Annotated in this window: 13 protein-coding genes; 10 read left to right on the top strand and 3 right to left on the bottom strand. The window is 32.9% G+C overall.

Going from position 1 to position 14632, the window contains the following annotated elements:
• Positions 1 to 451: 451 nt before the first annotated feature.
• The 9 genes from ACXX80_RS01230 to ACXX80_RS01190 all read left to right on the top strand — a co-directional run bounded on the left by ACXX80_RS01230 (position 452) and on the right by ACXX80_RS01190 (position 7760).
• On the top strand, positions 452 to 1336 hold the full coding sequence (locus tag ACXX80_RS01230; protein WP_458551668.1) for a hypothetical protein: 885 nt from the start codon (positions 452 to 454) through the stop codon (positions 1334 to 1336).
• 65 nt (positions 1337 to 1401) lie between these two features.
• Positions 1402 to 1944, top strand: a complete 543-nt coding sequence (locus ACXX80_RS01225) for a hypothetical protein (RefSeq protein ID WP_458551667.1) — start codon at positions 1402 to 1404, stop codon at positions 1942 to 1944.
• Positions 1941 to 2372: a hypothetical protein gene (locus ACXX80_RS01220; RefSeq protein WP_458551666.1), complete on the top strand. Its 432-nt coding sequence runs from the start codon at positions 1941 to 1943 to the stop codon at positions 2370 to 2372. The genes ACXX80_RS01225 and ACXX80_RS01220 overlap by 4 nt, the downstream gene beginning before the upstream one ends.
• Positions 2323 to 2673, top strand: coding sequence for a CsgE family curli-type amyloid fiber assembly protein (locus ACXX80_RS01215; RefSeq protein ID WP_458554066.1), 351 nt, complete (start codon positions 2323 to 2325; stop codon positions 2671 to 2673). Before ACXX80_RS01220 ends, ACXX80_RS01215 begins: the two co-directional genes overlap by 50 nt.
• A gap of 16 nt (positions 2674 to 2689) precedes the next feature.
• Entirely contained in the window at positions 2690 to 3094 is a 405-nt protein-coding gene (locus ACXX80_RS01210) for a curli assembly protein CsgF (protein WP_458551665.1), read from the top strand.
• A gap of 42 nt (positions 3095 to 3136) precedes the next feature.
• Positions 3137 to 4465, top strand: coding sequence for a CsgG/HfaB family protein (locus tag ACXX80_RS01205; RefSeq protein ID WP_458551664.1), 1329 nt, complete (start codon positions 3137 to 3139; stop codon positions 4463 to 4465).
• A gap of 63 nt (positions 4466 to 4528) precedes the next feature.
• Positions 4529 to 6028, top strand: coding sequence for a carboxypeptidase regulatory-like domain-containing protein (locus tag ACXX80_RS01200; protein WP_458551663.1), 1500 nt, complete (start codon positions 4529 to 4531; stop codon positions 6026 to 6028).
• Positions 6029 to 6206: 178 nt separating this feature from the next.
• Positions 6207 to 7385, top strand: coding sequence for an AIR synthase related protein (locus ACXX80_RS01195; RefSeq protein ID WP_458551662.1), 1179 nt, complete (start codon positions 6207 to 6209; stop codon positions 7383 to 7385).
• A gap of 18 nt (positions 7386 to 7403) precedes the next feature.
• Positions 7404 to 7760 carry a hypothetical protein gene (locus ACXX80_RS01190; protein ID WP_458551661.1) on the top strand — a complete coding sequence of 119 codons (357 nt, stop codon included), beginning with the start codon at positions 7404 to 7406 and terminating at the stop codon, positions 7758 to 7760.
• Between the two features lie 221 nt (positions 7761 to 7981).
• Here the strand turns inward: ACXX80_RS01190 and ACXX80_RS01185 are convergent, their stop codons facing one another.
• Positions 7982 to 10810, bottom strand: coding sequence for a M16 family metallopeptidase (locus tag ACXX80_RS01185; RefSeq protein ID WP_458551660.1), 2829 nt, complete (start codon positions 10808 to 10810; stop codon positions 7982 to 7984).
• A 233-nt stretch (positions 10811 to 11043) separates the two neighbouring features.
• Between ACXX80_RS01185 and ACXX80_RS01180 the strand changes: the two genes are divergently transcribed.
• Positions 11044 to 11652, top strand: a complete 609-nt coding sequence (locus ACXX80_RS01180) for a GNAT family N-acetyltransferase (RefSeq protein WP_458551659.1) — start codon at positions 11044 to 11046, stop codon at positions 11650 to 11652.
• A gap of 34 nt (positions 11653 to 11686) precedes the next feature.
• On the opposite strand, the gene ACXX80_RS01175 is transcribed toward ACXX80_RS01180, so the two are convergent.
• Together ACXX80_RS01175 and ACXX80_RS01170 are read right to left on the bottom strand one after the other, a co-directional pair.
• Positions 11687 to 13840 carry a PAS domain-containing protein gene (locus tag ACXX80_RS01175; protein ID WP_458551658.1) on the bottom strand — a complete coding sequence of 718 codons (2154 nt, stop codon included), beginning with the start codon at positions 13838 to 13840 and terminating at the stop codon, positions 11687 to 11689.
• Between the two features lie 308 nt (positions 13841 to 14148).
• A complete protein-coding gene (locus tag ACXX80_RS01170; RefSeq protein WP_458551657.1) occupies positions 14149 to 14619 on the bottom strand; it encodes a cyclophilin-like fold protein in 471 nt (156 codons plus the stop codon).
• Between the last annotated feature and the right edge of the window lie 13 nt (positions 14620 to 14632).

Genomic DNA, 14632 nt, shown 5'->3' with positions numbered 1-14632 from the left:
TTTATGCAGGTTTCTAATAAAGTAAATAGTAAATCCTTTTTAGTCATTTTAGAAATTGAGGATTATTATAGAGCTATCGTATGTCTTAAAATGTATTCTTAAGTTTTTCTTTATTTTGTCATATAGTTCTTATTTAATGTAGTATAAAGGCTAGTATTTTCAATAATACAGCTTTGTGTAGTCCTTTTCTTGTTTTTTTTATTTTAATAAAATGTAGTTCATCGATACAGAATTGCATTTCATCGAAAATTATTGTAATTATATGAAAAACAAGTATTTATACGTGTTTTTTTTTAATTACGTTTTATATCTTTGATATGTAATAAAGAAACAATGACTATTATTAACATTAAAATTCTTGTTATTTATTACATAAAAGAGGAGGTTCCCAAATCACTTTTTATAAACTTACGTAATAACTTGTATTAACAACCAATTAAATATATTTATTATGAAAAAAGTAATTTTAAGCATCTCCGCGATGCTATTTGTAGGAGCTGCATCTTATGCACAACCAGGTCCAGCAGTTGGAGCGAATTCAAGTTTAGTAGGTCAAACTGGAACTTTACAAAATGCGTTAGTTCATCAAATTGGAACGGCTCAAAGTTCTAAAATTAAACAAACGGTAAACGACAATGATGCTTTTGTGTATCAAGGTGTAAATCCAGGACAGATTATGGGAAGCGGTGTTAACATATCAGCAAAAAATATTGCAGACATCGATCAAAATGGAAATACAAACCGTGCATTTATTTCTCAAAATAACTGGGATAATACTGCCATACAAAAACAAGTAGGAGATAGAAATGATGCTACTATATGGCAAGATGAGAAAGGTTTTTCATATCCAAATTTAAAAGGACATGATAAAGCTACTCAAACTCAAAACGGTAATGACAATAAAGGGACTATTGATCAAGGAACTTCAGGGAATAATCCGCTTCCAGTAGTTGGAACTTTTCCTATGATGAATCCTTTAAGTTCTGCAGTGCCTGTTAATCCTCATGGTGATAACGTAGCAGTACAAACTCAAAAAGGTAATTTTAATTTAGCATACACCAGCCAAGGTGGTATGCGTAATGATTCAAAAATTAGTCAAAATAGTACTTCACAAGCTGCAACAGCACTTGCAAGAAATGAAGCAAATCATTATCAATATGGTAATGACAATATAGCTGAAACTACTCAAGTTGGTTTTAAAAACCGTGATAACATTTTGCAAGAAGGAAACTGGAACAAATCTTTTACAAATCAAAACGGATTTAGCTCTGGTAACATGAATGCAGTATCTCAACAAGGTAGTTATAATGTATCAAACGTAACTCAAAGTAACTAGTTAAACCTCATAAAGTTAGGGGCAGCTTATTAAGTTGTCCCTTCTTTTTATAAAAATAGGGACTAATGAAAACGCTATCTATAAATATCATTGTTTTTCTTTTCTTTTCTTTTCAGCTTTGTTTGGCGCAAGGAAAAGAAAGTTTTCCTGCTCCATATAATGAAAACCCAATAGCATTGATAGATACAAAGGAAGGAATTGTTTCTATGAATTCTAATTTTTATGTTACTAAATCGCATACCAATTTAAATCATCAACAAAATATTAATACCGTTCAAGTATTGCAAATAGGAAACAATAATAGTATAAATTCTCAATTTGTATCCAGTAAAATTGATGCTACACTAGCCCAAGAAGGAAATAACAATCAATTGTTTATTGACAAAAATGCAAATTCAATTTATCAAAAAGTAACTCAACAAGGAAATAATAATATTGTACATGATTATGTTCCTTATGCTAATTATGAACTAACTACTGAATTGTTTCAAAAAGGAAATAATCAAAATATTAAAAATTTTGGATCTAATTCAATTTCAAAAAATATGACAATAATTCAATCAGGAAATGGTGCAGCTGTCACAATAATAAACCATACTAAATTATGAGAATTTTGATGTGCTGCTTTTCATTATTTGTGTTGCTTTTTAGCGAAACAATGTCTTATGCTCAAACAACAAATACTGTCGTAAAAGCTAAAATAGACATTGAAAATTTAGATGGCATTATTAAAGTAACTGGAACAGCGGAAAATCTATCAGACATCGTTCAAAGTTTTTCTTATAAGTTATCGGTAATAAAAAAAAACAATTTAAATAATAATCATTCTGATAACATTCAAGAAGGGTTTTTTTCTTTAAATCCAAGTGAAAATAAAAATTTATCAACCTCACAAGTTAATTTAAATACTGGAGATGAGGTAATTGTGTTATTACTTTTCTATAATGAAAACAAGCAACTAATTGGAAAAGATAGGTTAGTTCTTGGTGAACAAAAAAAAAGAGGAAGTTATAGTAATTCCTTCAGATGGGTTTGATTTACTAGGCATTATTTCAGATGATACAAAAACAAAAGTTGGAAAAGATTTTTATGATGTATATTATTATTTATATAATGAATACAAAGTCAATTCAAGAAAAATTATTACGCTAAATGAGGAATTTAGCTTTGCCAGAAATACCAAAATAGTCGTCAACATAGATAATGAAGTTATTTATGAGTTTTTGGCCAAGCCTGATGAGGAATATCTAAAAGAGATGGCCGAAGAATCTATTTATGCCACCTATTTATATTTAAAAAATTTAGAAAAGCAAAGTAAATATTTTACTCAGTATTAATTTTATCCTGTTAAATATGAAAACGTTATTCCTTATTGTGACTTTTATTTTTGGTTTTCAATCAGTAGAAGCACAAGATTTTGTTTACAAGCCCAAAAATCCTGCTTTTGGAGGTGATACTTTTAATTATCAGTGGCTAGCTAGTTCTGCTGAATCTCAAAATAAATTTACCGATAAACCAGTTGCGCAGGTGCAACAAACAGAATTAGAAAGATTCACCGCAAGTTTAAATTCTTTATTGTTGAGCCAAATCTCAAGCTCTTTATTCAAACAACAGTTTGGTAATGATGGAATAAAAATAGGCTCCTATACTTTTGGTAGTTTATCTGTTGAGGTATATCCCTCATCCGGAGGTTTAACTGTTGATATTTTAGATACTAAAACAGGAGCACAGACACAAGTAATCATCCCAAATCGATAATATGAGATTATATACTAATTTAATGTTGATGATTTTTTTTTCATGTCTAGTTGCGGTGCTTATTTTAATCAACCTACTGGAACAGAAAAAGCGATAATTGGAGAAATTACTCCGGCAACTACACTTTTGAAAGAACTACCTAAAGCCAAAGAACAAATTGTGGTAGGGATTTATAAATTTAGAGATCAAACTGGTCAGTACAAAGCATCTGAAAACGGTAGTAATTTTAGTACCGCCGTTACACAAGGAGCCACATCCATATTAATTAAGGCTTTAGAGGATTCTAAATGGTTCATTCCTATCGAGCGCGAAAATATTGGAAACTTACTTCAAGAGCGAAATCTTATCCGTTCAACAAGACAAGAGTATGTAAAAGATGTTGATCCTAATGTACCACAAATTACACCCTTATTGTATGCAGGAGTTTTACTCGAAGGAGGAATTATATCTTACGATTCTAATATTATTACAGGCGGTTTTGGTGCGCGCTATTTTGGTACTGGAGGTGCTGTAAAATACAGACAAGATCGAGTTACGATTTATCTTAGAATGGTATCTACTGCTAATGGTAAAATTTTAAAATCGGTCTATATTTCTAAAACAATACTCTCTCAAGCTATCGATCAAAGTCTTTTTAAGTACGTCAATTTTAAAAGATTGTTAGAAGTAGAAACTGGTTATACTACCAACGAACCTGTTCAAATGGCAGTTACAGAAGCTATAGAAAAAGCAGTTTCCACTTTGGTTTTAGAAGGAATTAAAGATGGAATTTGGGAAGCAGATCTTTCTTTGCCAGCCAAGGAATCCCTTTTGAAAAATTATAAGAACGAGAACGAAGAAGCAAATGTTACAGCGATATATGATCGAAATTTAAAACAAAGAAGATCAAAGTTTGGAATAGAAATAACAGGTGGTACTACATTAATGGACGGAGATTACAGCAACCCTGAATTAAGACTTATGGGAAGAGGTGCTTTGAAGTATTTTCTAACTCCTTCTTTTAACTTAAGTGCATCTACAAATGTTTTTGAACTGGCCAATAAGAATTTGTTAGATGTTGGTTATTTAACATACGACTTGAATACTGAGTTTATTTTATTGCCAAAAGATAAATTAAGTCCGTATGTATTCGCTGGTGGTGGATTTGGGATGAATAAAGCCTTCGAAAATTTACATGCGAAAGTTCAATATGGAATTGGTATCGAATATATGGCGACGGATAATTTAGGTATAAAATTGTATGGTGAGCAAAATCTAAATTTTAGTGATAACATCGATCATATAAAAAGAGGAGTACGAGACGATTATTATTATCGTTTCGGTTTAGGAGTGACTATTTATTTTTCTAATAAAAAAAATCTCGTGAAGTGAAAGGTTTCTAATATTATCAAAATCAATTAATCCCAGCTCATTAATAATTTTAATTCTATACTGATGAAAAATACTTATCTTAAAATTACTTTATTAATATTGTTTTTAATGCTGTTCTCTTGTAGTGAAGAAAAATTTACTGGAGAAGATTACGGAACAGTAGAAGGTAAAGTGGTGAGTGCTATTGATTTCAAACCTTTGGCGAATGTCAAGGTTTTTTCAAATCCAAATACCAGTATTGTTTTTACTGACGATGAAGGAAAATTTGTTGTTAATAATGTGAAAGTTGGTGATTATTCATTTGAAGCTCAAAAAGAGGGTTATATAGTGAAATTTGAAGCTGCAAGTGTAAATACCGACAAAACTACAATGTTAGTTTTTGAGCTTAAATTATCGACAACTAACAATAAACCTCCAACTACTCCAGTATTAATTACACCTTTAGACAATGCTATTAATCAATCATTAGATTTGAATTTGATATGGACCGCTACAGATGTTGAAAAAGATAGCTTGAAGTACGAAATTAGCTTGAGAAAAGAAAATAGTGATGAGGTTGTTATTTATCCTAATATTTCTAAAACAAACTTTACGTTAAAAGGATTAAATTACAGTACAAAATATTATTGGCAAGTTTCTGTTTCTGATGGGATTAATCCATTTGTTTTGAGCGCAGTTCGTGCTTTTACAACTACTGCTTTTTCTTCCGCTAGATTATTATTTGTAAAAAAGAGCGTTGAGAATAATGTGATTTATTCTGGTGATGATTCTGGAAATCAATTAAGACTGACTAGTTTAGATGTAAATAGCTGGAGACCGAGGAAAAATAATCAAATTAAAAAAATTGCATTCATTAGAGCGAGCGGTTCGCAAAATCATATTTACACAATGAATCCAGATGGTTCAGGAATTTTTAAAGTAACGAACTCGATTCCTATTGCTGGATTTAATTCTGATTTTCTTAATTTTTCTTGGAACACATCGGGTAGTCAGATCATTTATCCGTATTTCGATAAATTATATAGAATCAATAGCGACGGAAGTGGATTAACTAAAATTTATCAAACTCCAAACGGAAAATTCATATCAGAATGCGATTGGAGTAACGATGGTTCTAAAATTGCTTTAAAAGTAAATGATAGTAACGGTTACAATGCTGAAATTTATGTGATCAGTCCAGCAGGCGCACTTATAACTCAAGTTTGGTCTGGAACAACAGGAGCAATAGGAGGTCTTAATTTTTCTATTACAGGACAAAAATTAGTCTTTACTAGAGATGTTTCTGGATACGAAGATGCTAATTATCGACAATTGGATACTAGAGTGTTTCAATATTTTTTTAGTAGCAGTACTGCTAGCGAAATTTCATTAGAGAAACCTGCAGGAACAGTTGATTTGGATGTGCGATATTCTCCCAATGAGGCCGAACTAATTATCATGAATACCTCTAATGACGGAGTGTCTACCAAAAATATTGTAAAATGTACACCGGCTGCAAACAATAGTGCGGGAGTTTCAAGAACGATAATATTCGCTAATGCAAGTATGCCAGATTGGGAATGATATATATATTTAAGACAAAAAAAACACCTAATTCTTATGAACTAGGTGTTTTTTTTGTCTTAAAATACGGCTTTGATTTGAGTAACTCTTACTAACTCTCCATAGGTAAAACCCAAAAAAAATAATTATCTTTGCGCCACAACTATCTGCTTAAAAGCAGGATTTACAACTATACTACATGAGTTCAGATACTTCAAAAAGATATGCGCTTCGCGGTGTTTCGGCATCCAAAGAAGATGTTCACAATGCCATAAAAAATATTGATAAAGGATTATTTCCACAAGCTTTCTGCAAAATTGTCCCTGATTATTTAACTCAAGACGAAGAATATTGCCTTATCATGCATGCTGATGGAGCAGGAACTAAATCCTCTTTGGCTTACATGTATTGGAAAGAAACGGGAGATATTTCTGTTTGGAAAGGTATTGCGCAAGATGCTTTAATCATGAATATTGACGATTTATTGTGCGTGGGTGCAACAGATAATATTTTGCTATCATCTACCATTGGAAGAAATAAAAACCTAATTCCAGCCGAAGTTATTTCAGCAATTATCAATGGAACCGAAGAGTTGATTAAAGAACTGGACTCTTTTGGCGTGACCATTCATTCAACAGGTGGAGAAACAGCAGATGTGGGAGATATTGTTCGAACTATTATTGTAGATTCGACGGTAACAGCCCGCATGAAACGAAGTAAAGTAATTGACAATGCAAATATTCAAGCCGGCGACGTAATAGTAGGATTGGCTTCTTTTGGTCAGGCTACTTACGAGAAAAGCTATAATGGCGGAATGGGAAGCAACGGATTAACATCAGCGCGACATGATGTTTTCGGGAAGTATTTAGCAAACAAATATCCGGAGAGTTTTGATGCTGCAGTTCCTGAGGAATTAATCTATTCTGGACAAGTACAATTGACGGATGCCGTTGAAAATTCACCAATAGACGCAGGACAACTGGTACTTTCACCAACCAGAACCTATGCGCCAATCATCAAGAAAATTTTAGACCAATATTCTTCTAATGAAATTCACGGAATGGTGCATTGCAGTGGAGGAGCACAAACTAAGATTTTACATTTCGTAGAAAATCTACACATTATAAAAGACAATTTATTTCCGGTTCCGCCATTGTTCCAGTTAATTCAAGAGCAATCTAAAACGGATTGGAAAGAAATGTACCAAGTTTTCAATTGCGGTCACCGCATGGAAATTTACGTTCCGGAAGCTGTTGCCCAAGACATTATTGCAATCTCAAAATCATTTAATGTTGATGCACAAATCGTAGGTAGAGTAGAAGCTGCTACTTCGAAAAAACTAACTATTACTAGCGAATACGGTACTTTTGAATATTAAAAAGTAAAATAAAATACTATGTACGAATTACTTTTTTGGAAATATCAGGACGGAATTTATCTGAACCATCACTTGGTTTATGAAGCTATTGTTGAGCAGGAAATTGTCGAAGGACTAGAGGAATTGCCTGTGACGGTTATCATCAATCGAATCAATTCGGTATTTTCAAACTGGGAAAAAGTAGATGAATTTAGTTGGAAAAATACGGCTGGAAAAGGTGCTTTTCACATCAAAACTACACCACAGAGCATCCAGATTGATTGCTATGGAACCGAAGGGAAAACCATGAATCTTCTCTCAGATACTATGGAAGAATTCAAATGTTCGTTGTACGATCCGCAAATTCCGGTTCGTTATGACGAAATGAATGAATAATTCTTTTAGGAGCTATCCCGAAGCTCCGGGACAGCGCTCCGTTACATCCCGATATTTCGGGACTTCCTTAAAAAAAAAATATTTTTCTAAATCCTGAAAGGAGCTTCCGTTGGTCGCTCTTTCAGGACAAGAAAAATTATTTTTTTTACAGTTCGGGATTTTTACTTCGATCTGGGCTAAGACAATCAGTCATGTAAAACCCAAATTAGTTTAAAATCAACTTATTTTACTGCTGGTTTATTCAGAAGAATTGGTTCTCCAAAACCAATTTGCTCCAGCTTTTTCAATTGTGTTTCAGCATCACCTACCACTAAATAGATCATTTTATCAGCATTCAAATACTTTTCTGAAAGCTTTTTTATAACGTCAATAGTGCTGTTTTTTACAATGTTTTCTTGCTGTTTCGCATAATCATTAGCGTAGTTGTAGTTGCTGATATCATATAGCATTTCCAGTTTAGCAGAAAGTGTTTCAAACGCTCTCGCATTACTTTTTATTAAATATCCTTTAGTCACTTCAAGATCATTCTCGTTGAAGTTTTTCCCATATTGCGAAAGAATTTCTTTGATTAAGCTAACGGATTCATAAGTTACATTCGAACGCACACCACTTGCAATAGTAAATGGACCTTTGTTTACAGAACCATTAAAGGAGGAATTGATTCCGTACGTATATCCTTTTCCTTCGCGTAATTCTTGTGTCAATTGTGAAGCAAAACTACCACCGCCTAAACGGTAATTCATGATTTGAACAGGATAAAAATCAGCATCAGTAGCAGCAAGAGCAGGATATCCAATTCGGATTACAGATTGTTTGGCACCGGGAACATCATAAAAATAAATTTTGGATGACGCTACAGTATTCGTAGTTTCTATTTTAGGAACCGTAACTTTTTTAGCTTCCCAGTTTTTATTTAAAGCCGCTAATGAATTTGTCACATTTGCTTTTGAAATAGCACCCACAATTTGAAAATTAGAAACAGATGGAGTCATGTTTTTGTTGTAATAATTTTTCAAATCGGCAATCGTAATGCTATTCACTGAATTTTCAGTGCCGATGCGGTTGTTCGCCAATGTAGATTCTTTTCCATAAATTAATTTCTTGAATTCATTTCTGGCAATACTATTTGGATCTGCTTTCTGTTGTGTGATTTGGCTTAACGTACTTTGTTTAATCAAATCAAATTCGGCAGTATCCCAGCGTGGTTGTAAAATTATTTCTTGAACTAATGCCATAGTTGCAGCGTAATTTTTGGCTAAGGTATTTCCTGAAATAAATATAGATTCATCACTTGCATACGCTCTTATGGTTGCTCCCAGACTTTCGATAGCATTTTCAAGTTGTTCTGGAGTTTTGTTTTTTGTTCCTTTTGTTATCAGTTCCGCCAGCATAGTCGAAACTCCTACTTTATCGGTGTTTTCAAGCAACATTCCGCCTTTAATTTGTAGTTGAAATTGAACTAGCGGCACTTCGTGGTTTTCAATTCCTAATACGTTTAAACCGGATGATAACTTACTTTTCCAAACTGTTGGTAATTTTACATCAGGGCTTTCACCATAAGCGGGTTCAACACTTCGGTCAAATTTAGAAGGTGTTTTTTCATACGTAGCAGCAATACTTGCATCAAATGAATCTTCTTTTCCTTCGATAATTTTTTCTTCCACAATTGCGGCTAATGATGAACCTTCTAAGATTAAATTGGCTTCACCTTTTGGAACAAAACTAGTAGCAACAAAATGCTTTCCTTTGATGTATTTTTGATACACGCGCATCACATCTTCGGTAGTCACGGCTAGAATATTTTTTACATCTTGATTGATATAATCTGGAGTTCCTGCAAAAATTTCATATTGTGCCAGTTGAAATCCTTTTCCTAATACACTCGATAAATTTGTGTAAAAAGCAGTTTCTTGTCCTGCTTTAATTCTATTTAAATCCTGTTGTGAAATTCCTTCAGCTTCAAAGTTTTTAAAAGCTACGTTTACGCCATTCATTACTTCATTCAAATTTGTTTTTTCAAAAGCAGTAACACTTAACATATACTGACCTGCTATTTCTGAATTGTATTGGAAAACATCAACGCCATCCGTTAATTTTTTGTCTTCAACAAGGGTTTTGTACAAAGGTGCTTTTTTACCTTTTGAAAGATAACTGGCCAGAACTTCTAGAGCATAACTGTCTGGATGGTATTCATAAACTGAAGGCCAAGTCAGTGTGAGTTGCGGTAACTTGGCAAAATTATCCTCGTAATATAGTTTTTTAGTTTCGGTCAATGTTACAGACTGTTTTTCCATTTTGGGAATTGCTTCACCACGGTTGATGTCTCCAAAATATTTTTCGACCCAAGCTTTGGTTTGCTTCACATCAAAATCTCCAGCAATTGTCAGTGTAACATTATTAGGTACATACCAGCGATTGTAGAAACTTTTTACATCTTCCAGTGTGGCATTTTGTAAATCTTCTAAGGAACCAATTACATCCCAGCTGTACGGATGCGTTGCCGGATATAAATTCTTAGAGATTACTGAAAAATTATGACCATACGGTCTGTTATCATAACTCTGTCTTTTTTCATTTTTAACGACCTGTTTTTCCTTAGCTAAAACCGGTTCTGTAACCGTGTTGATGAAATAACCTAATTTATCAGCTTCGGCCCAAATCATTTTTTCTAATGCATCTTTAGGGACCGTCTGAAAATAATTAGTGCGGTCTCTGCTTGTAGAACCATTGGCACCTTCACCACCTATACGCGCACTCATTTTATCAAGCCCTCCTTTTCCTAAATTTTCCGATTCCAAGAAAAGTAAATGCTCAAACAAATGCGCAAATCCAGTGCGACCTGCTTTTTCTCTTGCAGAACCTACATGACTCGTCAAAGCAACCGCAACTACAGGATCAGATCGGTCAATATGCAAAATAACTTGCAATCCATTTTCAAGTGTGAATTTTTCAAATTCTACTTTGAATTCTTTTGATTTTTGATTTTGGGAGTTAGAGGAAAATGTACTAAAAAGTAGTAAACAGAACGCTAATAACTGGATTGGTTTCATTTTTTAAATTTAGGTTCAACGATATTTTAATAGCAAACGAAGTTTTTGCTTTAGACACTAAAAGTAAGAAAAAATAAAATAGTAAAACAGTAGAAAGCACGCAATTGAAGTTAGGTTTGTGGCTATTGTCCAGTGAATAAGGTATTTGGTAGGTTTTAACTTGGGCGTAAAATATTTTTCGGTACTAATCTAATATGGTTTATATTTGGTCATCTTTAGTTTACAACTCTAAAATGAATACCAAAATGGATTTAAACTTTTCACATACGCTGGTTCTGGAGGATGAAACAGTTTTATTGCGTTCCTTACAAGAATCAGATTTCGAAAATCTTTTGGAAATTTCCATTAATGAACCGGAGACTTGGGAATATTCTTTGGTGCGCGCCAATGGCAGAGAAAATCTGGAAAAATACATTCAGATTGCGCTAAAAGCCAGAGAGATAAAAACCGAATTTCCCTTTATAGTTTTCGATAAAAAATCTGGAAAATATGCTGGAAGTACTCGTTTTTATGATATCAATCTTCAGTTTAAAACGTTGCAATTGGGCTACACTTGGTATGGCAAATCATTTCGAGGAACAGGACTGAACAAGCATTGTAAATATTTACTTTTACAATATGCATTTGAAACGCTTGGAATGGAGCGGGTTGAATTTCGAGCTGACAATAATAACGAACGAAGTATTGCAGCCATGAAAAGCATCGGTTGTAAAGTAGAAGGTGTATTGCGCAATCACATGCCAACTTTAGGAAGTGACGCTCGGAGGGACAGTATTATTTTAAGTATTTTAAAAAATGAATGGTTTGATGAAGTGAAAGAGAATCTAAAAAGGAAATTATAGTGCAAATAATCCTTTGCAAATGTGGCTTTCCAGTTTAAATTATTGTATCAGTATTGCCTTTTCGAAATCCTATTAATTTTCTGTATTTAGATTCTGATTCTTTCAAATCTTCTTCCATTTGTTTGTATTTACTAATGTCTTTTATTGTTACAACAGCTGCGACTACATTATTGCTTTGATCAACTAACGGTCTACCGCTAATAAGCACTCTTTTCTTTTCCTGTGCCATTGGATTCCAAAGAATGATTTCAACATCAGTAGTCACTTCACCTCTTAGAGCACGCTCCATAGGTAAGTTTTGCGATGGAAAAATGGTTTTTTCATCTGGGAAATAGAGCTCGAAATGATTGCTTAAATTTGGGGATATTTTGTCGTCTTCTTCGATTCCAAAAATGGCATTGGCCATCTCATTGGCCATGATTATTTTTTTATCAGCATTAGCCACAATAATTCCTTCGCTGATATTTTCGACTATTAATCGTAATTTTTCTTCATTTTCATAGAGATTTTCTATGGTTAGTTGCTGTTCATTTTCGAGTTCTACGAGTTCCGTAACATTTCTTCCAACAGAATAAAAAACTCCGTTTTGAAGATCCATATTACTATTCCAGTCGAGCCATTTATAAGTACCATCTTTACAAAGAAAACGTATTCTAAAATTAACAACAGATTTTCCTTTTAAATGTTTTTCCAATACTTCTTCTGTAGTTTTTTTATCATCTGGGTGAATTAAATCCATGAATTTAATTCGATCCATGTCTTCTTGATTATACCCAAGGGTTTTTGTGAAAGCTTGATTAATTTTGATAAAACGATCGCCTTTGGCAACGGTTAAAATGTCGAATGCCATATCAAAAAACATATTTGCTACCTTCAAGGATTCTTCATTTTTAATCAATTCAGAAACATCTCTTGCTGCAGCATAAATTATTCCTGTTTGAATATCAATCGTGCTGGTCCAGTCAAACCATTTGTAAGAACCGTCTTTTAGTCGTTCTCGAACTCTATGACTTATAAAGGAGTCGCTAACTTGTAGTTTTTTAATTCCATCCATAAAAATTTTAGTATCCTCAGGATGAATAAAATCTAAAAATGGTTTGTTGATTATTTCTCTTTGATCGTATCCAAGTATCCTTGTGAAAGCAGGATTTACTTTTACGAATTTTTCATTTTTAATGACTACAAACATATCAAAGGACATGTAGAAAAATGTATTCGCCACATTTAGTGCGGTTTCAATTTCTTTTTGAGCGGTTATATCACTGGCAACGGCATACAATAATCCAGTCGTAATATCAGGAAATACAGACCAAATAAGCCATTTTATCGAGCCGTCTTTACAAATATATCTGTTTTCGAATTTTATGGAGGGAGCTCCGGTTTGAAGTTTAGCAACTTCTTTTTGTGTGATTTCAATATCATCTGGATGTGTAAACTCCAAAAAGCTTTTACTTAATAATTCTTCCTCTGAATATCCTAAAATTTTACTGACTGCCGGATTCACTTTTATGAATTTATCCATAGAGGAAATAATCATCATTTCTACTGACATTTTAAAAAAATTATAAGCCGCTTTAGAAGATTCTTCCAGTTTTTTTCTTTCAGAGATATCTGTGAAAATTCCACCAATGGCGTAAATTCTTTTTGCAGCGTCATAGATAGGGAACTTCACGGCAATATAGGTATGCATGCCATCAGATTGTTGAATGGTTTCTTCGGTTTTTAATTCTTTTAATGCTTTTACAACCTCAAAATCGGAGTTTCGGTTGGCATCTGCAATTAAAGCAGGTAAAAAATCATGATCGGTTTTACCTGTTATTTCTTCATTTTTGATTTTATGTAAAGATTCAAATTGTTTATTAATCAACAGATACTCACCATTTATTTTTTTGATAAACATAGGACTTAAAGTATTGTCAATAATCGATTGCAGTAATTGTTTGTTTTCTAAAAGTAAATCTTGAGAACGATTTTTAGCCCGAAGTTGGGATCGAATGATAAAATAAACTACAGTCAACAAAATGATTGAAAGAATGATTAATGCAATTTCTATCCAATTTAATGAATTATCTAACTCTGGATTTCTATGTTTATTTATTCTTAAAATAAAAACCCCAGCTATCGCAAAAACGACAAACAAGTTGAGGATGAATCCAATAATTATTTTTTTTTCTAAAGAAATTTTCATAGTCGTATGGTATAAAAATTAAATAGTGCTAACCTTATTTCTAGAGTTGATAATTAAAGTATAAGTGTATGAAAGTTAGTTAATTAGATTGAATTAACAAGTGTTTTTTTTATATTTTAACCAAGTATGGAGTAAATCTATTTTAGGATTAAGCTTAAATAGCTAGGCTTTTTTTGGATGATACAAGGGATTTAGAATAACAAAAAAGCCATGAATTACTCATAGCTTATTGTCTTATTTGCTCACTATTGTGGGCGCAGTTCGCAAAACCACAATTATTTGCTGTGGTTCATGTTGGGTCTTTTTCGTTACTCTAATTCAAATTTCACGATTACATTTCCGTTTCCGAATGTCGAAGCTAATCCTGAAATAGTATCAATTTTCCCCAGTCGTGTGTAACTATAGGATGTATTAAGGTTTTCATAAAATAACACCAAACAATTATTACCATACAACATCAAATCTCCTGTTTGAATGTTTTTACCAGTTGTTGCATTTGTAGGTAATGTTGAAGAAAAATAATAAAATTTTTCATTACCATTCAACTCACTCATATTGATTGTCAAAGGCAACATAGCTTTGAAAGCTTTTGTGGTAGCATTGTTGTATAATGTGGCTGTAAAAACAGAAGAGCCAACTGTTATTTTCATTTTACTTAGGATTGGATTATTAGGTTTTTCGTTATTTTGAGTAGACGTTTGTTTATCATCTTTGCCACAGCTTGCCAAACAAAGCGTAAATGACACTAATATCAAAAATGCTGACAATAGATATTTCATACGATGTGTTTTA

This window comes from Flavobacterium sp. GNP002 (genome assembly GCF_054343795.1).
Note: the sequence above shows the minus strand (reverse complement) of the source record. Positions and strands in the feature narration are given on the sequence as shown.

Coding starts and splice junctions, on each gene's coding strand:
- ACXX80_RS01230 (WP_458551668.1), top strand. CDS start 452: ATGAAAAAAGTAATTTTAAGCATCTCCGCGATGCTATTTGTAGGAGCT.
- ACXX80_RS01225 (WP_458551667.1), top strand. CDS start 1,402: ATGAAAACGCTATCTATAAATATCATTGTTTTTCTTTTCTTTTCTTTT.
- ACXX80_RS01220 (WP_458551666.1), top strand. CDS start 1,941: ATGAGAATTTTGATGTGCTGCTTTTCATTATTTGTGTTGCTTTTTAGC.
- ACXX80_RS01210 (WP_458551665.1), top strand. CDS start 2,690: ATGAAAACGTTATTCCTTATTGTGACTTTTATTTTTGGTTTTCAATCA.
- ACXX80_RS01205 (WP_458551664.1), top strand. CDS start 3,137: ATGTCTAGTTGCGGTGCTTATTTTAATCAACCTACTGGAACAGAAAAA.
- ACXX80_RS01200 (WP_458551663.1), top strand. CDS start 4,529: ATGAAAAATACTTATCTTAAAATTACTTTATTAATATTGTTTTTAATG.
- ACXX80_RS01195 (WP_458551662.1), top strand. CDS start 6,207: ATGAGTTCAGATACTTCAAAAAGATATGCGCTTCGCGGTGTTTCGGCA.
- ACXX80_RS01190 (WP_458551661.1), top strand. CDS start 7,404: ATGTACGAATTACTTTTTTGGAAATATCAGGACGGAATTTATCTGAAC.
- ACXX80_RS01185 (WP_458551660.1), bottom strand. CDS start 10,810: ATGAAACCAATCCAGTTATTAGCGTTCTGTTTACTACTTTTTAGTACA.
- ACXX80_RS01180 (WP_458551659.1), top strand. CDS start 11,044: ATGAATACCAAAATGGATTTAAACTTTTCACATACGCTGGTTCTGGAG.
- ACXX80_RS01175 (WP_458551658.1), bottom strand. CDS start 13,840: ATGAAAATTTCTTTAGAAAAAAAAATAATTATTGGATTCATCCTCAAC.
- ACXX80_RS01170 (WP_458551657.1), bottom strand. CDS start 14,619: ATGAAATATCTATTGTCAGCATTTTTGATATTAGTGTCATTTACGCTT.